This is a genomic window from Ruegeria sp. N8, from assembly GCF_056531325.1.
This window is the reverse complement of the sequence record NZ_JBQFLQ010000009.1, coordinates 81698-103018: the sequence shown is the minus strand read 5'-3', so window position 1 is coordinate 103018 and position 21321 is coordinate 81698. Positions and strand designations below refer to the sequence as shown.

Genomic DNA, 21321 nt, shown 5'->3' with positions numbered 1-21321 from the left:
GGTGTTGTTATGGAAGAATGCGCCACCAGACTAATTCCCCTGTCAGTAGTCGACGGCCGGATATGAGTGAACTCCCCCTGATCCGGCTAAATTCGGCTGCGGTATTGGTCGCCGCGCTGGACAAGATGCATTTACCCACAGATGCCATATTGGATGGTGTCGGCCTAAAGCGATCCGCATTCGAAAATGCTGAAACTTTTGTCCCAGCGCTGGTAATTTACCAGTTTTGTGAAGATGCGGCCGCTGCCGCCGGAGATCCGGCATTCCTCGCCCACCTCGGAGAGGCTGTGAACACCGCGACATGGCCGCCCATGGTTACCGCCAGCGCCGAAGCCTCAGACTTGGGCCAATTGCTCACGCGTTTTGCTATTGAAGCAACGGAACACTCCAGCGCTCAAACGCAATCCCTGGAAATTCATGGGGATCGGGCAGTATTTTACGGGCGCCGGGCTTTTGAGCCGTCATTTGTTCCCGCGCAAATCGATGGATTTTTTGCAGCAATGATGGTGTCGGTCATTCGTCGAGCAATGGGTGACGATTGGAATGCACATAATATCGTTGTGACAGTAAGCGACCCGAGTGCCCTACCGCCACTGTTTTTGGGCATCAAGGCGATAAGGGGAGATCGGCACGGATACCGACTTGGGTTTCCATCAAGTTGGCTGACAACTCCGTTCCACCGATCCGAATTTGAACAACGCTCTACTATGGACGCGACCAGTGGGTTTCCTGCGCGCAAGGCCGCAGCCGCAATCGAACAAGCTCTTCGACCATTTGTTGGTGAAGTAGCTTTGACATCGCAGTCAGCCTCCAAACTCTGCGGAAAATCAGAACGCAGCATTTCAAGGTTGCTTGAAAAGGAAAACACCAGCCTTGGTGAAATCCTCGTCCACCTAAAGACAAATTACGCGGTCGAAATGTTGAAGCAAACCGACCGACCTATTGGAGATATTGCCGACGCCCTTGGATATTCGGCCCCAACCAGTTTTACGCGCTCTTTCAAGGAATGGGTCGGGCAAACCCCGAGTGAGTTCAGACGGCAGGCTAATACTCGGCTTTCTCGCTGAAGCGGACAAGAGCGGAAGAAGTTTGATAGCGGGCGTTGCCGCCGAACGCGGCTAAATTACGCTTTGTCCGCAAAGCAGACTTTGAGCGATTTTCCCCAAATGACCGATATGCGGACTCTGCAGCCATCCGCATTCTTGCTCTAAAGGACCACAATCAGCCCAAACCAGACATTCAACAGCGATGTTTGTTGATCCCGAGGAGCGGATTGGTCCGTTCATGCAACGATGCTACCAAAAGTGGAAACCGCGCATACAGCCAGTATCCGGGATATGAAAACCTTTCTATTCGGGCAATCCACCAGCAATCATCGCACCAAAATACCGGTCCTGGTCCTCAGTATGCATAAAGGGTGTGTTTCTGTGTGTAGAAACACGGAAGTCCGGCCGGATTTCGAGTAATTTCTTTGCTTCAACCTGTGCATCTTCCAGACGTCCCATTTCAGCAAGAGTTGCGACCAAGATACGGCGCGGAGGAAGCGACTTTGGATAAGTTGAGATACCGGTTTTTGCCAGCAGAATTGCCTGTTTGTAATCTCTGATTAAGAAATGAGAAAGGGCCGCGTTAAAATTGTACCAGCCGGGATAACGCGGGTTGACCTTTTTTGCCTTGTTGTTCCACTCAATCGCTTCGGCTGGCTCACCCATAAGCGACCGTAGAAAGCCCATACCATATAGAACCTCAGGATCATTGGGGTTCTCCCGTATTGCCCGCTGAAATGCCTGGTATGCGAGTTGATGATCGTGGTCAGCAAACAAATGTAGCTGGCCCAAGCGGTGTTGAACGCGATAGTCCGATTGATCCAGTTCCAACGCACGCTGTGCGTGCCTGCGGGCTTTGTTCAGCGCGGTTTCTGGATCGTCCGACCCACCAAAGCGCCAAAGACTAAGGTAGCGACCGCTCAATTCAATATGTGCAGAAAGGTAGTCTGGATCGAGCACTATGGCTCGTTCCAGTAGTTCAATTGCCTCTTGCCGACTCGCAGTATTCAGCAGCTTGCTTTTGGCGACAGCCCTCAGAAAAAGTTCATACGCTTCTAGATCATCGGTTGGCCGTTTCCTAAGCGAAGCGATTTCTTCTTCCTCAACTACAATTTTTAGGGTGGATGCGATTTCCCGAATAAGGTCGGCCTGAGCGGAAAACAATTCTTCGACGCCAACGTCATATTGTTCCGACCATAGAGCGTGCCCCGACTCTGTCTCTATCAGTGTTGAGTTAATCGAAATATTCTCGCCAACGCTCTGAACGCTACCTGACAGAACATATCGCACACCGAGCTCTCGACCTATTTCTCGCGGTTTGGCCAAGCTGTCCGCAAAGGTAATCGAAGTAGAACCAGCAATCACAAATAGCTGTGGAAACTTCGAAAGCTGCGTCGTGATTGCTGCTCCAAAACCTTCTGCCAGATAGCCGACCTCTTCAATTTTTGAGCGGTTCTCAAAGGGCAAAACGACGATGGACGGTTCGTCTGGGATGGCAAGCGCAAACTCCTCTTGTTCGGTCAGGGGTGCCGCATCTCTGGATCGCCACCATACGACCGAAACCAGCACCAAACAGATGCATGCTGCACCGATTAGAGTTGGCACCCACTTGGATATCGTTGGTTTCGTATGCGCAATTGGTTTTGATAAAGCCAAAGCCTTGGCCTTGTCATCCAGAACGATTTCGAAGGCTCGGACTGGTCTCCCTATGTTTTTGACTTCGGTCTCACCCAGATCCTCGAAATTCAGATCCAGCTTGTCCTGTACCTGGTCCCTTACGCTGCGGTGAATGCAAATACCTCCAGGCTCAGCCAAGCCTTCAAGTCGAGCGGCGACATTGACGCCATCACCATAAATGTCTCCATCCTCGGCAATCACATCTCCGATATTGATGCCGATCCGAAACACAATTCGTTCGCTTTCTGGAACGTCCGAATTTCGAGAGAGCATTTCGTTTTGAACAGAAACGGCAAATTTCATTGCCTGTACGGTGCTTTCGAACTCCAGTAGAGCACCATCACCTATCAATTTGATCGTCTTGCCACCATAACTCGCCGCAAAGGGGTCAATGAGTTCAGACCGATGCGACTTTAGTGCTGCCAGCGTCGCTGCCTCATCGCGTTCCATCAGTCGCGAGTAGCCCACGACGTCAATACTCAAGATAGTGGTAAGGCGGCGTTCCACTCCCGTTCTCCCCTAGACCCAAGATTATCCATCCTGATCTATTGAATCCATAGTTCTGCTATTCGCCCTATACCAAATCGCATATTTGAGGCGCCGGTCAGGCTTCGACAAAGTCAGATTTTTCATGACGGAGACCAAGCATGGTAACCAATAGACGCTGACACTGTGTGGGCGATGAGGTGGTGCGTGGCGGTGTGGAGTATTCGTCATGCAAGCTTTAAATCTACCCGTCATTCGAGTTGGCCGATCTGCGTGGAACAAAGGTCGGGTTATTGGCCAGAAGCGCCCGCTTTTGCCAAGGCATGTCTGGGCAATACGCGTTCGCTTAGAAATTTCAGAAGATCATAGGAACTTAGCACTCTTCAATTTAGCAATAGATAGTAAGCTCCGTGGTTGCGATCTTGTTCGCCTTAAAGTTGCAGACGTATTTGCCGCTGGACAAGTAAAGGAACGCGCGTCTGTCGACCAAAGCAAGACAAAGATACCCGTTCGTTTTGAAATTAGTAGTGGTACGCGAAACTCGCTTTTGAATTGGCTGAAACAACCTGCGATGAAAAGATCCGAGTACTTGTGGCCAGGGCGTTTTCAGCATCGGCTGCATATTTCTACTCGTCAGTACGCGAGGTTGGTTCAGTCATGGGTCGCTTCGATTGGGCTTGATCCCAGCCAATATGGGACCCATTCAATGCGACGCACAAAAGTGGCGCAGATTTATCGTAGAACAGGTAACTTGCGAGCAGTGCAGCTATTGCTTGGTCACACCAAGATGGACAGTACAGTGCGTTACCTGGGTGTAGACATCGAAGACGCACTCGCCATCGCGGAAGCCACCGAGGTGTGATCCATCAGGCCGCTTTCGAGCGGCCCTTTTTTGCGCGAACCCCGAGAGTAGAACTATCAGCCCAAAGCGGACCTTCAAAACCGAGTTTGCAATGTCCGAGAGGCGAACAAGTCCGTTCATTCGCATTTACCGCTGCAATACCCGCAACCGGCCCGGCCGGGCATTTTCGGCTAAAAGTCCATTCGAACAAACCTTAAAGCAGTTTGTTAATTGGGTTTTGAGACAAATACGCTGGTTTCAGGGTTCAGATCATCATTCGGGTCTGTCAGAATACCAGCCGGGAAAGACACCGAGATAGGTCGATCCTTTGTATCAAGGCAGAGCATGTGGTTATTGTCCCCGTCACCCAGATCGGCAAGCGCGGCGGGCGTAACTGTGCGTTGAGATCCTTCTTCGGCCTCTACGATGATACTGTACAGATCACGTTCCACATCGCCAGGTTCCTTGCCGTTCGCCAGCGTAACGCCACCCGCCCAAGTTACCCGAATGGCCTGTACGATGTTTTCACTTGGACAAAGGCTTCCTCTAGTTCGGCGTGGCCCCAAGTTTCCGACCAAAGTCCAATCCTCGACAACCTCGGCAAGGATCATTGACGGCCCGTCTTCCAGCGGAGTCACGGCGACAGTGGCACCGCGAAAATCAAGTGTTCCAACGATGGAATGAAGGTGTCCAATAACTTCGACTGCAACCGGTGGATCCTCGGAAACGTTCCCAAAATCCCCGATGAGAAGCACCGTGCGCAATTCACCGGGATCGGTAGCAGGCAACGCTGACGCGCAATGCATTGTTCCGATCTGGCCTGACTTTGTTACGACTCTGAAGTCGCCAGCCTGCAACGTTTCCAAATCTACCTCGGTTGTAAAGATGACAGGCATCCCGTCTTTGCTCCTAGAACCTCTGCAAATGAGATTTGCTACACGAGGCAACGCCTCGAGCCCGTGGAACGCGGAAAGCAACTCGGCATCTTGTCCTCCTGCTGAATTCGGCAATCCGAGGTTTGGGGTTGTATCTTCAAGTTCTCGACTTGAAACGTCTTGCGCGCGCGCAGCCGCTCCCGACAAGACAAACGCAGTGGCAAGTGCAAGCAATCTGATCGCTTGACTCCATTTCCTAAACTGCTTCAGCAATTAGGTTTTTCTCCATTTTTGGTCCGCGGTGCTGCGGGCTTTCGAGCTGTTACGTGTTGGAGTTTTACAAACACACGCAAACAAGTTTGGTCTAACTTGCTGCTATGCGGTCGCCAACAACGCATCGGAAAGCTCGTATTCCGAAAGGGCCCCTGGTGCACCTATTGCAACAAGCCTTGTTTCGGGTTTTCGGTGGCCCCATGCGCCATCCCTTGCGATGTCCATGCGTTTTCCGACGACCTGTACAAGAATGCGATGATCTGGATCCTCCTCGCTAAAAACAAAGCCCTTGAGGCGATAAACGTCGCCAGGAAGCTTTCGAATTGCACTCCGAAGAGAAGACAAGCTTATCGGGCTTTCAGCTTTCATCATAGTTGTTGAGAAGCTTTCCGAGTGATCAGAATGGTGGCAACCACAATCCGGTCCATGCTCGTGATGATCGGGTATTTCTGTTTCGAGCTGTTCGGCGGCAAAGCGGCCAACAGAAAGAAGAATATCCAGTGGGACATCCGCATTGACAGCTTCGACAAGACGATACCGACGGAAGCGAGACCCGAGCCAATCGTGCACCCTTTGAACAGCCGCCCTGTCGACGAGGTCGACCTTGTTCAAAATAACCATGTCCGAGAACGCGATTTGACGGAGCTTCAGTTCCATTTGTTCCGGCGCAGAAAAGAGCTGTTCAGCATCGACCAGGCACATAAGGCTGTCCAAGCGGATCATGTCCCGAAACTTCTGATCGGTGAATGTCATTGCAATTGATGACGGGTCCGACACTCCGCTTGCTTCAAGGACGATGTATTCCGGTTTCTCGGGCCGGGCGAGAACGGCTTCTACCGTTTCGATCAGGTCATCTCGGATCGAGCAGCAAACGCAGCCATTTGCCAAACTCATCACATCATCCTCGAGACCGACCACCAAGTCGGCGTCAACATTTATTGATCCAAAGTCATTCACCAGAACCGCAACCCGCAACCCGTGATTGCCTGTCAGGATGCGGTTCAAAAGTGTTGTCTTACCGGCTCCGAGAAAGCCGGTAAGAATCGTTACGGGGATTGCAGATGACGACCCAAACTCGATCATGTCGTTACTCCGCCTTCTTCTTGCGGTTTGGGATGACGTCATCGACCTTGATTACGAAATCACTGGGCCACTCTGGATCGGGGGCTCGGAATACGTCAGCTGGATAGTATTCCTTGGGATCAATCTCCATATCGCGGTATTTCTGGTCCTGCTGTTCGGCACGTGATGATCGCGGTGCTGGCGGTTTGATTTCATCCGGCAACGTGATCTTGCCTTCTGCTTCCATCTTGCCCAATTCGCGGAATGGCGCGACCGAGCCAGATTTTCCGGGAAGCGTCGCCTTCCGATACCAGATTGCATCCTTGGTTACGTTGACGACGGCGACATCCAACCCCCAGGCGAACAACCCATCATAATGGGCTCGGATTCCCGCGAGCATTTCGGCATCGATATCCTCGTCTTGCGTATAGTGGGTCACCATTGCAAGCCGTGGGCGCGCCTCAGCCATCATCTTACCAACAGCGTAGTGAGAAGTATGGTGCGTATCGATTGTGTAGTTAAACAGCTCTTGAGGCAGACCGTATTTGTAGGTCATCAATTGCCCGATGTCCTGTCCCGACATTTCGGTCACAAACACATCGACGCCTTTTCCGTATTCAAGGCTCAGTTCATCGGGACGTCCATCGCCGGTCCAAACAAAGCTAAGCCCGTTCCAATCCAACCGATATCCGACAGCGCCGTCCTTGGCATGGCTGCGCGGCCAGGAACGTATAGTCACGCCATCTTCATCATAGACGATGCCACCTTCTTGGCGGAAATCGAATTCATTGACTTCGATCTCGTAGCCATCGCCGATTGGGAAAACATCGAAAGCTTCGAGATGCCATTTGAGCATCTGCTGCATACCTTTCACCATTCCGGCTGTACCAAGCTCGGGTGTCCGACCAGATGGACCGTGAATGCGCAGCGGTGTGTACCCGCCGGACCAAGCCCGAAACGGGTAGATGTAAGGAATGTCGGCATAGTGATCGACATGCAGGTGCGTAATGAAGATGTCGTTGATCAACTGACCCGGAACCTGCATCCCGATAATGTTGCGGACGCAGCCCGAGCCGAAGTCGAAGAAGAAACGCTTTCCGTTACCCAGTTCGACCATGATACAGGTGCCAGCCTGATCTTCGCGGGGCGGAAATGGGGTGGAACCACAGAACGATATCCGCATTTCGTCGGGCCCGAGGTCCTCGGATAGCGGGAAATAATTCGCGTTCGAGCCTGTCATGTATTTCGTGGGACGGAAGTACTCGGGCAAAGTGATACCCCCGGCAGGCCGGCCGCCGTACGGGTTTTTTAGGCTTTCGCCTAGTGGTCCATCGCTGGGGTGTGCCTGTGCAGCTCCTGAACCGTAGCTAACTGCGCCGGTTGCGACTGCACCTGCTGCCAGTCCCTGCATAACGTGTCGCCGGGAAGGGTTTTCGATGTCGTCAGATTTCTGGGTTTTTTCGTTCTTAAGTTCTTTGCCGTTGTCTTCTTTTGTCATGGCTGTGCCCTTAGTTGGAAATGCTACGAAGGTTGCGCTTCACCATCCGGCGAAGCTCGTTCACGAGTTCGGATCTGATGTGGGCCCATTCCGCGCGTTCTGTGGCTGTGATCGATGTGTCATCCAACAGCGCAGTAACTTTCCTTAGGTCCTCGATTGCCTCGCTGAGCAACGCATCCGTTTCGGTACGCCCTGAAAGCGCATCGGAAAGATCTGGAAGCTCGTCACTCAGTTCCCAAGTCACTGGATAATCCCCGGTTCCCACTATCTATTCTCACATCAAGATGAGTGCGGTTGACGATATACGCCAAGTGAGTCACCGTGAGTTGGGGGTGAGTTTGCTTTGAACCAAGCTAATGAATTGCCGATAGATCAAGATGTTGCACCGCCATCGCCGGAGCTTGTCCGACAGGCACTTCAGAGCGTTGTTTCCAGCGTCGTGTTCCGGGCTTCGCCTCGACTCCAGCAATTTCTTACTTACGTGGTCGAAGAGACTCTCGCGGGTCGTGGCGCCCAGATTCGCGGCAAAGCAATCGCGGTCGAAGTCTACGGCCGGAGCATTGATGGCACCGGTGGTCGGAATCTTGTCCGCGTCGAAGCCAGACGGCTGCGTCGACTGCTACATGAGTTTTACGAAGATCAATGGGATGGTGAGGGAGTTCGAATTTTTGTTGATTCCGGCGGATACAAGCCACGGTTTTCGCAAGCAAGGACGACAAGAGGCGACAACTCAAGGGTTCAGGACAGCGATCTGCTTGGCGGGCATCGACGTCTACGGCAACTGCTGCCAATTGGGCTGGGTTGCCTAGTGTTGATTGCGGTGGCTGGCTTTTGGTTCACTCGGGATAACAAGGTGGTTTTGCCCACAGCTCAATCTATCGAACAGGCTGAGCGAACTGCTCTTGGTGAGCAATCTTTGACAAGGCTTCAGGCGGCTAATCTTGCGGATCAAGCCCGAGGGATGTTTTTTCCTGTTTTTGATATCAAGCGCCAGCAAATAGCACTGGGAATGTTTCAGCATACCGCAGAGCTCGACCCCGCACTCTCCGACGGTTATGCCGGATCGGCACAGGTCCTTGCGACTTTGGCCATGCTGTCCCCTGACAAGGCGCAAAGAGATGACCTTTTTAGCCAAGCTTCCGAGATGTCGGAAAGAGCGCTTGATCTATCTCCCACCGATGCGTGGGCAAACGGTGCAAATGGTTGGGTACTGGCCACCCAAAACAAACCGGTCGAGGCTGTGAAATATGCAAGACTGTCGGTCGAGCTTGCGCCGAATGATGGTCATATTCTGGATCTTGTTGGCATCACCGCTATCATGGCGAACGCTCCGGATCTTGCGGCTGAGGTTAGCAATCCAGAAAGACTAAGGTCAGGATCGGGCCGCTTTGGCGCACGAAATATTTGGGGTGTATCGCAACTGATGCTCGGGAACTACGAGAAGGTTGTCGAGGCTTTTAAAGGAGCGCCCGCAGCCGGTGCGCCTGTAAGTGCTCCTTCTCTCCTGTTCCAAGCCGTTGCGCAGGATCAGTTGGGACATACCGAAGAAGCTCAGCGACTTATCACCGAAATGCGCAAAACGTGGCCGGAGTTTCCATCTGAGTTTCTCGCCGGCAGGATCTTCCACAATAATGACGCAACGCGGCAAGCGATACTTGATACTCTGATCAGATACTGATGAAACGCGTCGCATGGTTGGGTATGCAAAGTCTGCTTTCTGCGCATTGCTGCAATTGGGGCATCGCGCAGCATCGGTTAAAGTGGGCTCAATGCGGTCGTTCGCTGCACCTTGCTTGAACGTCTACTTTGCGGACGAAGCGGACCTTGATGGTCACAGACTGAACGTCGGCTTCTGGCATTGTTGCGTGAGCTATTTCTACAGGGCAATTAAAAACTGGCTGTCCGCTTCGAGCAAACTTACAATGCCGGGCAACTTTCTTGTTCTATCTTCTACTTTCCGACAAGAATTGCATGTTCCCGCTCTATAACCTTTTCCCAATCGCCTCGCGCTTTCAGACCTGTCGAAGAGTCTCCCATTAGCGAAGTAACCATCAACCTTCCACGCGCTTTCGCTTCTTCTTTCGAAAACCCGGCCTGTTCAAACATCCAGGCGGCGAACTGGAATCGTTTGCCGATGGTTCTTTGATAAGCTTCTCTTACCTTCTCATCGGTATTCGCCCACACTGAGACAGCATGATCTGGCAACGCGGCTTCCTCTTCTATGACCTTTTTCATAAGAAGAAGAATGCGGTCTTCCGGGGGACCGCCAAATGTCTTTGCTTGTGCGATCACTTTGTCAGTCAGTTCCTGCTCCCAATATCTGAGAACCTCATCCAAAAGCTCTCGGACGTTCTTGAAATGCCAGTAAAAGCTACCGCTTGTCAGGTTCAGTCGCTTTGCCATTGGCACGACTTTTATCGCGGAAACGCCGCCCTCGTTGAGGACTTTGTAGGCCAGCAATATCCAGTCTTCCTTGGTCGCGGCGTTTTTTGGTGAGTTTCGAGTGATAGATTCTGACATTCAGATTATAGCATTCTTTATTTGACATAGAGCAGTCTATGGACTTACCGTAGAGATGTCTATGGTGAACAGGAGGTTCACGGTTTCGTGTTCTCTTACGAGGCTTCGCTTTAAAGGGGGGATCAATGAATAACTTAATGAAAACCGCAGCCGGCACATTGATGGCATTAGGCATGACGCTGGCTGGCACAGCCACGGCGCAAAACGCCTTGCCGACGGGTCGGAGTGCCACTGAAATCGAAAACGGTGTATATCCCGCGTCTTACTTTCCCAACACTGAAATCCTCGGCGAGGATGAGATGCGTATCACGGCATTGGGTACAGGGATGCCAAACCAAACCAAGGCAGCCGTTTCGATTTCGTTTTATGTGGAACTTGGGAATGGGGACGTCTTTCTGTTTGACGTAGGAACTGGCGCAACGGGAAACCTGTTCTCGCTGCGACCGGACTTCGCAAAGATCGACAAGGTCTTCTTCAGCCATTTGCATGTTGATCACGTTGGAGACTTCATGGGCCTCCACGTTGGAGGTTGGCTTTCGGGCAGATATACACCGCTCCGCATCTTCGGCCCGTCCGGATCAGAAGATGAACTGGGCACCAAAGCCTATGTTGAGGGCATGTCTAAAGCCTATGCTTGGGATTTGGCCACACGTACGGGGGCGCTGCCGGATGATGGCGCCAAGCTCGAAGTCACTGAATTCGATTACATGCAGGAAAACGAGATCGTTTATCAGGAGAACGACGTAACTATCCGTTCTTGGCCTGCGATCCACAGTCTAGATGGATCGGTAAGCTACTCTCTAGAATGGAATGGGCTGAAATACGTCTTTGGTGGCGATACATACCCGAACAAATGGTATGTAGAATATGCCAAAGGGGCGGACCTCGCATCTCACGAGGCGTTTCTACCACCGGATGCGCTAGCCCCTTATTTTGGCTGGGACATGAAACAGGCGACTTATGTAGCTACGCGCGTTCATACGGAACCTGCGGCTTTCGGCAAAGTTATGTCTGCTGTCGAGCCACGCATGGCCCTAGGGTATCACTCTGTTCTTTCACCCGAAAACTATCAGGCAATCCTGGAAGGTGTCCGTTCGACATACGATGGACCGCTCACGCTGGCGCGAGATCTACAGGTGATAAACGTAACTAAGGATCAGATCGTTGTTCGGGAAGCGAGTGTTGACGACTATGCGCTGCCACCAGCTGTGAGCGACGAATACATCAATGCACCGCGTTCAAAAGAAAAAGAGCCTTCTGAAAAGGTTCAAGCCGGCAAATGGGATGGTTACACGCCACCGCCAATGCCGGAAAATTAACGTTCAGGGGTGAACAAAATTCTAATTTGGCGGTATCTGTGCCGACTATTCCTGATGCTGAGCGTGATGGTCTCGGGTGCACTGGCCGTTTCAGCAGATGTCGTTTTGACAAACGGTTCGGAAGTCGCACCCAATATTGCTGTCCTTCATGTCAAAGATGATGGGGTTTACATCGACCTTGAGATCTATGTCGAAGATATTCCGTTGTTTGCGGATATGTTGCCAATCGGTTGGTCATCGGATTTCGTTGAGGGTGAGCCGGAGGCTGAACGGGAGTCCAATCAAGGCTCTGCCCAAACCGAAAGTCGGGCGCTGTCTATTGTTGCAAGGGACGAACAGCACCTACACGCTGAAATCAGAAAGTTAGAATACCGAACGCGCATCGACCGGGCCTCGCCGCTTGCAGGTCAGCGCGATCCATTCTCAGGCAAAATTGTTCCCAGCCCGCCAAAAAATCCGCGTGTTCTGTTCGTCGAAGTGTTCTTTCCGTTTCAAAACTCAGTTCCCAACGAGCTGACCATAATGCCTCCATCGCAGGATGGCGAACCACTGGTAACAATCGGGATGCAGGTTTTTGACCGAGAGGTTCCGGTCACGGATTTCCGCTTCTTGTCAAAGCCAGCAGAGTTAAAGATTCATTGGCCGGACCCTTGGGAAACCCGATTTTCCGCTTCGAGTCTGAATCGAAAAGCGCAGGACGGGACATCGACATTTCTTTATATCGAACCCCGAGAAGTTCGGCACGAGACCCTGATCCGCTTGCGTGAACTGGCGCCTTGGATTGATGAAACCATGGAAGTGGGACAAACGCTTTCACCACAGCGTAGCGCCTTGATCGTAAACCAGGCGGCGTCCTTCCTGGCTTCACGTAACCCGGTGACAATTGATGGCAAATCAGTGCAACCGTCAAACGCAACCGCAAAACTCCTCGAGCTAACATCGCAGGGTTTTCAGGTTGTCGAGCCTGGAAAGGAAGTGTCCGTGAACAATGCGTTTATCGGCGCCATCCTGTCTTTCTCATCGGCAGAACTTCCCGATCATGTGACAGTTACATGGGATATGTTTGACGAGGAAATTTCCCGCGTTGCGACCATATCAAACGATATCGCTGGGCCATTCTTTGGAGCTGTGACACCAGCGGATCCACAGTTCCACTGGCGGAACCACTTGCTCCAATACGAAGAAGCATCTGTCATTCAGGTTCCAGTTGAGCGGCAGACGCAGCAGTACCCGGCAATCGCTTTGATCACTGGGATTGTCAGCGCCGTCTCACTTGGTTTTTTCCTACTGTGCAGAGGCAGAGTTGCAAAGCATGCCAGTTGCGTAACCATGCTTGTCGCGGCTTCAGCAACCGTCGCGTTTTCGGGATATTTGCCAGAATTACCTTGGAAGAAGCCTACCCACCCTGAGCCACAGGTTGCGGAAGATATACTGCGCTCGATGGTCGAAAACTTGAACACAGTGACCCTGGAAATATCGCCGGCAGCAAGAAAGGCAGAGCTGACACACATTGTGACGGAAGCGTCTCTGAGTGACATCGCAACAGAGGTTGAACGTGGTCTCGTGATCCGAACGCCAGGAGGCAGTCTTGCTGCAGTTACCGAAATTAGAGACCTGAGTTTAGAGCGCGTTGACCCGATCCTCAAGCCGGGTGGATTTAGCACTCTGGCCAAATGGACAGTGAAAGCCCAAGGCGGTCATTGGGGGCATGCCCACATGCGCGCCGTTACGTTTCGGGTGCTGGCCGAGGTTGTACCTGAATCCGGGCAATGGAAGCTGGATGGATTAACTGTAATCGAGGCTCGCGATCCAAATGCATAAGTATTTAAGATCACAGGTTTTTGCTTTTGGTGCTCTGTTTGTCGGAGTGCTCTTGTCACTGACGCTATCAGCCTCGGCGCATTTTTTGCTTAACCTCAACGTTCGAATTTCGCATGTCGAGCATTTCGAAGACGGCCTACGTATCTACATGCGCACGCCTATGCCTTATCTGGTTGCAGATAAGGTCGGTGATCAGAATGGTGATGCCTTGCCGGATGCTGCACCATTCACGACCAATGCCATGAGCTACGGTCAGTTGGTCCACTTTGTCGACTTGCAGGCTGCCATGAGCGATCCCAATGGGCTAGGGCAACTCGCAGAAGGTGGATTACATCTGTTGGTCGACAATCGGCGCCTAAGAGGAACAGTTGAGACCATTCGCTTGCATCGCGTTGGAAATGAGCCCGGATTTGCAACTTTGGCCGAAGCTCAGAAGGCCGTGGAAACCGAAACGGCCCTCCTGCCACCGCTTTTTGTTGGTGACACAATTGTCGATCTCGTCCTGTATTATGACACTATCGGCCCGGTCCAATCTTACAGCATTACCAACGTGCTGGACCCCGGCTTGCCCGATCAGGATCAAACGGCCAACCTCATTCTCGACTACGCGTCGGACACACCGCAGATATTCCGATCTCGGGGCCTGATGACTGAACCATTGGTGGTTCAGCAAGAGGGGTATGGAGGATTCCTAAGTTTTGTCTGGGAAGGTATACGACATATCCTCGAAGGATTGGATCATGTTCTTTTTGTTGTGTGTTTGGTCATTGGAGCGCAGACCCTCAAGGCGCTATTGCTGCGTGCAACCGGTTTTACCGTTGGGCATAGCGTAACGCTGTCGCTGGGGTTTTTCGGGTTTGTACCATCGGGCGCGTGGTTTGTTCCTGCCGTTGAAACCGGAATCGCGCTTTCTATCATATTTGCAGCTGTCGCAGCGTTTATGAGTTTTAGGGACAATGCGCGCTCTGAAGTCACGATGGTGCTTCTGACAACGCTGATTGGCCTCTTGCACGGGCTTGGATTTAGCTTTGTGTTGCACAAGATCTTGCAGGTCACCTCCCCAAACATCTGGCAAAGCCTACTTGCCTTCAATCTTGGCGTCGAGCTTGGCCAGGTCGCCATTATTCTTGCGCTCTGGCCTGCCTTGATAATGTGTCGGCGCGTGAACTCCAGTTTGTGGATGTCCCTACGAGTGGGCTTAGCCGGTGGATGTGCGGCTATCGCCTGCTATTGGACCTTTCAGCGAGTTGCCGAGGTTTACTCCACGCTGGCTTAAGGTCATTGCGATGGCACGTGCCGTGATGGTCGCCTGGGAGAAAAGCGGACATTCGGCCGTTCCGCAGCATAAGACAGATTGGGCTCAAAGCAGACGTTCGGCAGAATTCAGTGAATGTCTGCTGCGCGGGACTAAGCAGACCTTAGGAAATCGAGCGATACATGCATAATCGTTTCCCATGCGTCTGTTCCTGGCAGAGGTACGTGATTTCTACCTTCCACGATTCTCAACTGTGCATCTCGCAGCAAAGAAGCCAGCAAGCTAGATTGGCTTACTGGATTGACGGAGTCTTCAGTTGTGTGAACTACGAGGACCGGCACCCGTACTTGGTCGAGGATGTTTGATACGTCGAAGGTGTCTATCGAACGCCTGAGTTCGATCGCTGTGTCCGGTGATGCAGAGGCCAACTGCATCTTGCACATGTCATCAATCTGTACCGCCGATGCTTCGGGCATAAATAACGTCGCATAAGCCTTGCCAAATGCACCGCTTGGCTTGCCCCAACCTTCTGATATGAGGTCAAGAAAGGTATCCGCCTGAACAGAGTTGGGTTCGGGCTCACGGACGGCGCGGCCCTGAACAAAACCACCGTACAAAACCATTCGGCTTACGCGCTCAGGATAGGCGGCCGCGAATGCCAGCGACACAGGCACCCCCTGTGAAGTCGCCCAGATCGGAAAGCGTTCGAGTCCAGCGTCGTCGGCCACAGCAAGCATGTCTTCGACCAGCCGTTCAAGCGCGAAGTCCGTCGCGGAGGCTCCCGAAAGCCCGGTCCCCCTCTGATCGTATCGCGTAAGAGAAAAATGTGCGCCAAGGCGATCAAGCGTCGGTCGCCTGACTTCACTCTCCCAATCCATATTCAGATGCGTCAGGAATTGCCCGGCCCTCATCAAAGGTGGACCTTCGCCGCTAGTAGCGTAGGCGATGACAGTGCCATCCGCGGATCGAGCAGCTTTACTGATCTGGCGATCAGAGCGTGGTTTAGGTGTATCAGGGCTTGTCCGCGCGACGCTGGAGACTTCAACAGAGAACCGATACCCCCGCTTACTCAGCGTTTCGAGCATGCGGTTCGCACGATCGTTGTCGCCGATGGCCCGTCTGACCGCATTGATCCTGGTTGAAATAGTTGAATCTGAGACAATCCTGCCATCCCAGACATTTTCGACAAGATCGTCGCGCGAAACCACTATTTCTGGATTCCGCAAGAAGTATTCCAACACGCCGAAAACCTGCGGCTCAAGACGTACGGATTTACCTGACTTCCAAAACATCTGCCGATCAGTATCGACCGCGCAATCTCCGAAAGTGACCTTCATAGACTAAGCATGACTCAATGTGGGCAATCCGAGAAGGCCTAATTTTTATCAAGAAAATCTGGATGCTCTCTTCAAGTATTCGCCCGCCTGCGAAGGCACAGTGTTCACGTCACACAAGGAACAAACACATGCCAACCCCTAGTTCTCAAATGCCTGACCTTCGCCAAATCGGATCTGATTGTGCATTCGGTCGCAGCCAGCAGTGCGATTACATATTTGCCGCCGTCCGTTCAGTGTTCATTCGACTTCGCCATTTAGCCAAAAAAACCCAAGACAACAGAACGCAATAATAGGTTAGTATGTCGTTCCCCGCGTTTTGGTTGATGCAGCAATCAAAATTTGAACGAAACGAGGCGACGGAAGCGGACAGTCCCATTCAAAAAGTGCTTGACTTGGCCTACTTAGTCTCTGTGATTGACTACTCCGCATGGCCCGGCTTGGACGGGTTTGCAAAATTCATCGGTTTGCATTCTAAAACGCTGCAAAGAGAACTTACAAGACACGACACCACAGGGGCAGAACTCGTAGGCAGCGCGAAAATGCGTCAGGCGGAGCAATGGTTGACCGAGGGGCGCCTTTCCATAACAAAGATTGGAAAGAACTTGGGCTACAAAAACCTAAGTGCGATTACACGAACGTGTCGCCGTTGGTTTGGATCGTCGCCTTGCCGGTTAAGGCACGACCTAGATGGTCGATGATTTGCCCGTGAAGTATGTCCGCTTTGCCAGCAAAACCTGAGAACAACAAATTACGATTTGATTATACAAAATGTTGGAGTATCCTTTTTCGAAGCACCCACATATAGATTGGCTGTTTAGGAGGGGACGGTGAAAGTTCTTAGATCAGCGGTAGCAACTGTACTGACTGCAACGCTGATGACTTGCCCCAATTTAGGCGCAGCAGACCAAGTCTCGGAGCAGATAGAAGCGCTGCTACGGTCAAATACGAATGCGAGTGGCACACTTTCTAACAGTAAGAGTTTGGACGCAGGAATCCTTGTGCCTCGTTTCTATACAGACAGAGAATTTGCGCCAGCTTGGACAAGTTTTGAATTGGTCGACGAACTATTTCAGGAGTTGGATGGAGCAATTGATCAGGGCTTTACGCCGAGTGATTTCAAGCTAGAAGAGCTTCGATCCGCTTTCAAAGACTCACAGGCTGGCGATGCCTCAAATAAAGCCCTGTTCGACATTTTGGCAACCGACGCCGCAGTAAAACTCGTGCATCATTTGGTTTTTGGAAAAGTCGATCCAAACGCATTGGACGACGATTGGAACTTCTCAAAACCAGTAATTCAACAAGACCCTTCCATTGTATTGAACCAATTTCTTCAAGGTGAAGGCTTCAGCGCTTTGATTGAACGCATCGATATCGACAATGCGCAATATACGATGCTCGTTGATGCATTGCGCAAATACAGAGCTATTGCATCAAAGGGAGGCTGGAACAAAGTCCCCGAAGAAACAGTTCTGAAGCCGGAAATGGTGGATCCTGCCGTCGCCGAACTGCGAAAAAGGCTAGCGACAGAAGGCTACGATGGAACAAATGAATTTCCAGAAATCAGGCAAAACGGCATAGATCCAGCTTGGGTTTATGACGATTACTTGGTGCAGTTGGTTAAATCCTTTCAAAATCGTCATGGCTTGGAAGCAGATGGCGTCGTTGGTGGTAAGACTTTCGCGTCTCTCAACAAACCTGTCGAAGATCGCATAAACAAGTTGCGCCTCAGCCTGGAACGAGGCCGTTGGCTCATGCGGGAAATCGACGAAGAGTTCGTGCTGGTAAATATTGCAGGCGCTCGTACTTACTTGGTCACATCTGGCGGGACGCTTTGGACCACCCGATCAATCACAGGTTCAGCCTACCGCAAAACCCCAGTGTTCCGAGATGAGATTGAATACATGGAATTCAATCCGACTTGGACCGTTCCCGCCTCGATTTTTCGGAAAGACAAGCTTTCGCGCATCCGCAAGGATCCTGCCTATCTGGCGCGCAACAACTACTTAGTTCGGAACAAAGACGGTCACACAATTCCTGCCAACGCTGTGAACTGGGGGGCAAAGAATCCCGGCGTCACTTTGGTTCAGCAGCCGGGCCCAGACAATGCGTTAGGTTTAGTCAAGTTCATGTTTCCCAATAAATACGCAGTGTACTTGCATGATACCAACGACCGCAGCCTTTTCGACCGAAATGAGCGGAACCTAAGTTCCGGCTGCGTGCGTCTTGAGTATCCGTTCGAATTTGCCAGCCTTTTGATGGAGGGAGAGCCGGGCTGGAGCCGGCAAAAGATGCAATCCATTCTCGATAGCGGGAAGACAACGCGAGTTAACCTACCCGAGCCCATGCCGGTTCTTTTGACCTATTGGACTGCGTGGGTCGAAGATGGTGCCGTACATTTTCGTGAGGATCCATACGAACGAGATGCTCGAATACTTGAAGCTTTGGACCGATGAACACGTCATTCTCAAAGAGATACGCAATTCTGAGTGTGCTAAATTGCCAGTAGGATTGGTGACTTCCAATTGGCGGAAATTCGAAGCAGTGTGAGCTGCAATAGGGGAGCACATGAGGGTTTGGCTCGTAAGAATAGTTGGGCTTGTTGCATTTCTAGCCTTCGCTGCCGTCGCTTTTGTCTGGTTGTTGCTTGCCGCTCCGATGTTCTCGGACACGCGGCGCGGCCTTGTGGAAAGAGTTCTTTCGGAACAAATTGGTCGGCCACTTCTTGTCAACGATGATGTAAGCGTCGCGCTTGGCCGCACGAGTTACATTCACGTCGGTGGCGTGGTTATCCCGAGCCAGACAATGCCGGAGTCACCTCTTGTAGAGTTGAACCTGCTGGAACTGGAGCTGGACATTGTCGCCTTGACCAACGGTCGTCTGTATTTTGACAACCTCGTCGTGAAAGGGCTCCAAGCAAATCTTCTTACAGCCGCAGACGGCACGACAAGTTGGCGAAAAGGCAGGCCAACACCCAGGCCCGTGTCCGAGGAACCTGTATCAGCGGATGATCAAAAAGACGTCGCTAGCGTTGATAGTATCGATGAAAGCGACACCGAAAGCAGTGGGATCTTGAACTTCCTGAGCGACAAGAACGTCAGTTTCACGTCAATCGGGTTAAACATCGACGACAAGGTCTCGGGCTTCTCGTTTGTGTTTGACCTTCAGTCACTCGCGCTCGAACAAGTAGATAATGGACAAAGAACAAAGGTCTCTGGTTCCGGCTCCGTTAACGGTCAGGGTTTCGAAATCGAAGGCGACTACCCCCATGACGCGCCATTTAAGACGCGAGCGAGTTTTGGAGAAATGACCGTGAGCTATGATGGCGAGCCCTTCACGGAAGACGAAGGTGGTGGCTATCGAGCTGTGTTGGAGATGGACACCGGTGAATTCGGTGATTTTCTAGATGTCATTGGGTTGGAACGCGTTTTGGAAGGGAATGGCCAGTTGCAGGCTGAGCTCGTGTCTCAGGACGCCCTGAAGATCGAGGCGTTTACAACTACCGTAAGCCTGGAGGATGGACAAAAACTCGAAGCTGAAGGTTCAATAGATGACCTCTACACCGCTCAGGGCGTTGATCTGCTTTTCAACGCACGGCTTCATCCGGAAGGACAGCCGCCGCCAGCAGCAAAAAGTATCCAAGAACTGAAGTTTACTGGCTTTGAAATGCATATGGTCGGATCCCTGGCTTCCTTCGAATTCAAGAAGTTGCTGTTCCAGACCAATGCGTTCGACCAGGGGTTAGACGTAATCGGCCCAGCCTCAATCGAAAGCATTCGCCGCATGCCAGATGGCCGGCTCGCCATGCTGGGAATCGCGCTGCAAGCCGGGCCAATTGACGAGCCTGTCCTGAAAGCCGAAGGTGAAATCCTCGATCTGCTTCAGCTTCAGAACGTGACTTTCGATGGTTTGCTAAACGGGCCCGCCAAGTTGATTTTGCCCAACCTCAACGAAGACTATGTTGACCAGTTCGGCGGCGTCAAAGCCGATTTCAACATATCCAATGCGGGCGGGCCAGTTTCTCTCAACAGGTTCAACGCGACCACTTACGACACCGATCTCTGGGCGCTCGATCTTGTACTATCTGTCAACGAGCTAAAAGGGCTGGCTGGTCTCGATTTTGATGTGAAACTGGACGTCGACGACAGCGCCCAGTTTCTGACCGCGCTCAACCTGCAACCTGTTGAAATCGGAGCACTCGCTATCGATGCTGAAACCTCCAGGCAGGGTGAAGACTTTGATGCCGCAATCCAGTTCGAGGCTGGGTCTTCGCATCTTCTTGCGGCTTTGGATGCAAAGTTTCCCGAAGGTGCACCCGTCATCCGTGGCAACATTACGAGCGAGCGTCTCGATCTCAACGACCTAAAGAACCTGACTACTGTACTGGACCAACTGAAAAGTCTGCTAGGCGAGACCACGAAGGAACCTGAAGCCGAAGTTCAACCTTTGGTTTTACCGAAGGAGACAGACGTCCAGCCCTTGGTATTGCCAAAGGAAAAAGGGAAACCTGCCGATCTTCTGGATGTGCAGCGCGTGCTGCTAGAAGCTGACGTTGAGGTACAGATCGAATTCAAAGAGATTGTAGGCCAGCAAGGAGTAACGTCCGTTTCAAGTCAATTGTCTGCCAAAGATGGAACTGTGGATTTCGGACCTCTTCAGATGGCTTATGGCGGTGGAAACTTCAGCTTGCGGGCGGTCATGGATCTGATTGACTCTCCTGGTTGGCTTTCATTGTCGGGATCGACCTCGGGATGGGAATTCGGCGAAATCTTGGATGAGTTGGGCATTGGTATTGAGGCCTATGGGCGTTTGAGCGGTGAGTTCAACGTTTCTGGCAGTACCGCCTCGGGCAAGGCCTTCATCGATTCCATGCGTGGCAATGTGTCTTTGTCGATGTCACAGGGCTATATCAGTACCAGTTTGCTGGAGTTAGCCGGTCTGGGCATCTTCCCATGGCTGTTTTCGGAGGAGTTCCGACAAGGTTACACCGACATCACTTGCGTGGTCGCCCCGGTTGATATTCAAGCTGGGCGGGTGAGCTCAAACTCCATCGTTATTGAAACGGGATCGGTTCAATTGGTTGCAAAAGGGCAATTGGATTGGCTGAACGATACGATAGCAATAAGAGCGGAGCCGCGGCGCGTTGGCAAACCCCTATCCCGAAGCGCTTGGCCCTTTGATGTGACGGGCCAGCTTACCTCACCAAAGTTCAAGCTGCATGTGGGTGGGTCGAGAAACAAGGCCCCGGAAGGCGCTGATGCCATGCCTGCCGACAGGCAGCCATGTGTACCGGACATCAATCAATTGCAATAAT

Annotated in this window: 16 protein-coding genes; 9 read left to right on the top strand and 7 right to left on the bottom strand. The window is 52.0% G+C overall.

Annotation, left to right across the window (positions count from 1 at the left end):
- Nucleotides 1-62: 62 nt before the first annotated feature.
- A complete protein-coding gene (locus ACR0C5_RS16410; RefSeq protein WP_480877916.1) occupies nucleotides 63-1067 on the top strand; it encodes a helix-turn-helix domain-containing protein in 1005 nt (334 codons plus the stop codon).
- A 282-nt stretch (nucleotides 1068-1349) separates the two neighbouring features.
- Here the strand turns inward: ACR0C5_RS16410 and ACR0C5_RS16405 are convergent, their stop codons facing one another.
- Nucleotides 1350-3230, bottom strand: coding sequence for a tetratricopeptide repeat protein (locus tag ACR0C5_RS16405; RefSeq protein ID WP_480877914.1), 1881 nt, complete (start codon nucleotides 3228-3230; stop codon nucleotides 1350-1352).
- 208 nt (nucleotides 3231-3438) lie between these two features.
- Between ACR0C5_RS16405 and ACR0C5_RS16400 the strand changes: the two genes are divergently transcribed.
- The gene (locus tag ACR0C5_RS16400; RefSeq protein WP_480877912.1) at nucleotides 3439-4071 is read left to right on the top strand and encodes a tyrosine-type recombinase/integrase; all 633 of its coding nucleotides are present in this window, start codon (nucleotides 3439-3441) and stop codon (nucleotides 4069-4071) included.
- Between the two features lie 206 nt (nucleotides 4072-4277).
- On the opposite strand, the gene ACR0C5_RS16395 is transcribed toward ACR0C5_RS16400, so the two are convergent.
- The 4 genes from ACR0C5_RS16395 to ACR0C5_RS16380 form a co-directional block, all read right to left on the bottom strand.
- Complete coding sequence (locus ACR0C5_RS16395) at nucleotides 4278-4946, bottom strand: hypothetical protein (RefSeq protein WP_480577071.1); 669 nt, start codon at nucleotides 4944-4946, stop codon at nucleotides 4278-4280.
- A 354-nt stretch (nucleotides 4947-5300) separates the two neighbouring features.
- Nucleotides 5301-6281, bottom strand: coding sequence for a CobW family GTP-binding protein (locus ACR0C5_RS16390; RefSeq protein ID WP_480577068.1), 981 nt, complete (start codon nucleotides 6279-6281; stop codon nucleotides 5301-5303).
- A gap of 4 nt (nucleotides 6282-6285) precedes the next feature.
- A complete protein-coding gene (gntH, locus tag ACR0C5_RS16385) occupies nucleotides 6286-7758 on the bottom strand; it encodes a guanitoxin biosynthesis MBL fold metallo-hydrolase GntH (protein ID WP_170786520.1) in 1473 nt (490 codons plus the stop codon).
- A gap of 10 nt (nucleotides 7759-7768) precedes the next feature.
- On the bottom strand, nucleotides 7769-8002 hold the full coding sequence (locus ACR0C5_RS16380; protein ID WP_170786518.1) for a hypothetical protein: 234 nt from the start codon (nucleotides 8000-8002) through the stop codon (nucleotides 7769-7771).
- Between the two features lie 99 nt (nucleotides 8003-8101).
- On the opposite strand from ACR0C5_RS16380, the gene ACR0C5_RS16375 reads away from it, so the two are divergent.
- Nucleotides 8102-9436, top strand: a complete 1335-nt coding sequence (locus tag ACR0C5_RS16375; protein ID WP_170786516.1) for a tetratricopeptide repeat protein — start codon at nucleotides 8102-8104, stop codon at nucleotides 9434-9436.
- 272 nt (nucleotides 9437-9708) lie between these two features.
- On the opposite strand, the gene ACR0C5_RS16370 is transcribed toward ACR0C5_RS16375, so the two are convergent.
- Nucleotides 9709-10278, bottom strand: a complete 570-nt coding sequence (locus ACR0C5_RS16370) for a TetR/AcrR family transcriptional regulator (RefSeq protein ID WP_480877909.1) — start codon at nucleotides 10276-10278, stop codon at nucleotides 9709-9711.
- A gap of 125 nt (nucleotides 10279-10403) precedes the next feature.
- Here ACR0C5_RS16370 and gntH (ACR0C5_RS16365) point away from each other — a divergent pair, with 125 nt between their 5' ends.
- Genes gntH (ACR0C5_RS16365) through ACR0C5_RS16355 form a run of 3 tightly spaced genes read left to right on the top strand, consistent with a single transcriptional unit; the run spans nucleotide 10404 to nucleotide 14694 of the window.
- Complete coding sequence (gene gntH / locus ACR0C5_RS16365; RefSeq protein ID WP_480877907.1) at nucleotides 10404-11597, top strand: guanitoxin biosynthesis MBL fold metallo-hydrolase GntH; 1194 nt, start codon at nucleotides 10404-10406, stop codon at nucleotides 11595-11597.
- 9 nt (nucleotides 11598-11606) lie between these two features.
- Complete coding sequence (locus tag ACR0C5_RS16360; RefSeq protein ID WP_480877905.1) at nucleotides 11607-13418, top strand: hypothetical protein; 1812 nt, start codon at nucleotides 11607-11609, stop codon at nucleotides 13416-13418.
- Nucleotides 13411-14694, top strand: coding sequence for a HupE/UreJ family protein (locus ACR0C5_RS16355; RefSeq protein WP_480877903.1), 1284 nt, complete (start codon nucleotides 13411-13413; stop codon nucleotides 14692-14694). Before ACR0C5_RS16360 ends, ACR0C5_RS16355 begins: the two co-directional genes overlap by 8 nt.
- A 131-nt stretch (nucleotides 14695-14825) precedes the next feature.
- On the opposite strand, the gene ACR0C5_RS16350 is transcribed toward ACR0C5_RS16355, so the two are convergent.
- Nucleotides 14826-16010, bottom strand: coding sequence for an alpha/beta hydrolase (locus tag ACR0C5_RS16350; protein WP_170785363.1), 1185 nt, complete (start codon nucleotides 16008-16010; stop codon nucleotides 14826-14828).
- Between the two features lie 299 nt (nucleotides 16011-16309).
- Here ACR0C5_RS16350 and ACR0C5_RS16345 point away from each other — a divergent pair, with 299 nt between their 5' ends.
- The 3 genes from ACR0C5_RS16345 to ACR0C5_RS16335 all read left to right on the top strand — a co-directional run bounded on the left by ACR0C5_RS16345 (nucleotide 16310) and on the right by ACR0C5_RS16335 (nucleotide 21320).
- A complete protein-coding gene (locus ACR0C5_RS16345; protein WP_480877901.1) occupies nucleotides 16310-16708 on the top strand; it encodes a helix-turn-helix domain-containing protein in 399 nt (132 codons plus the stop codon).
- Nucleotides 16709-16837: 129 nt separating this feature from the next.
- The gene (locus ACR0C5_RS16340; protein WP_336510154.1) at nucleotides 16838-18463 is read left to right on the top strand and encodes a L,D-transpeptidase family protein; all 1626 of its coding nucleotides are present in this window, start codon (nucleotides 16838-16840) and stop codon (nucleotides 18461-18463) included.
- 112 nt (nucleotides 18464-18575) lie between these two features.
- Entirely contained in the window at nucleotides 18576-21320 is a 2745-nt protein-coding gene (locus ACR0C5_RS16335) for an AsmA family protein (RefSeq protein WP_480877899.1), read from the top strand.
- The last annotated feature ends 1 nt before the right edge of the window (nucleotide 21321 follow it).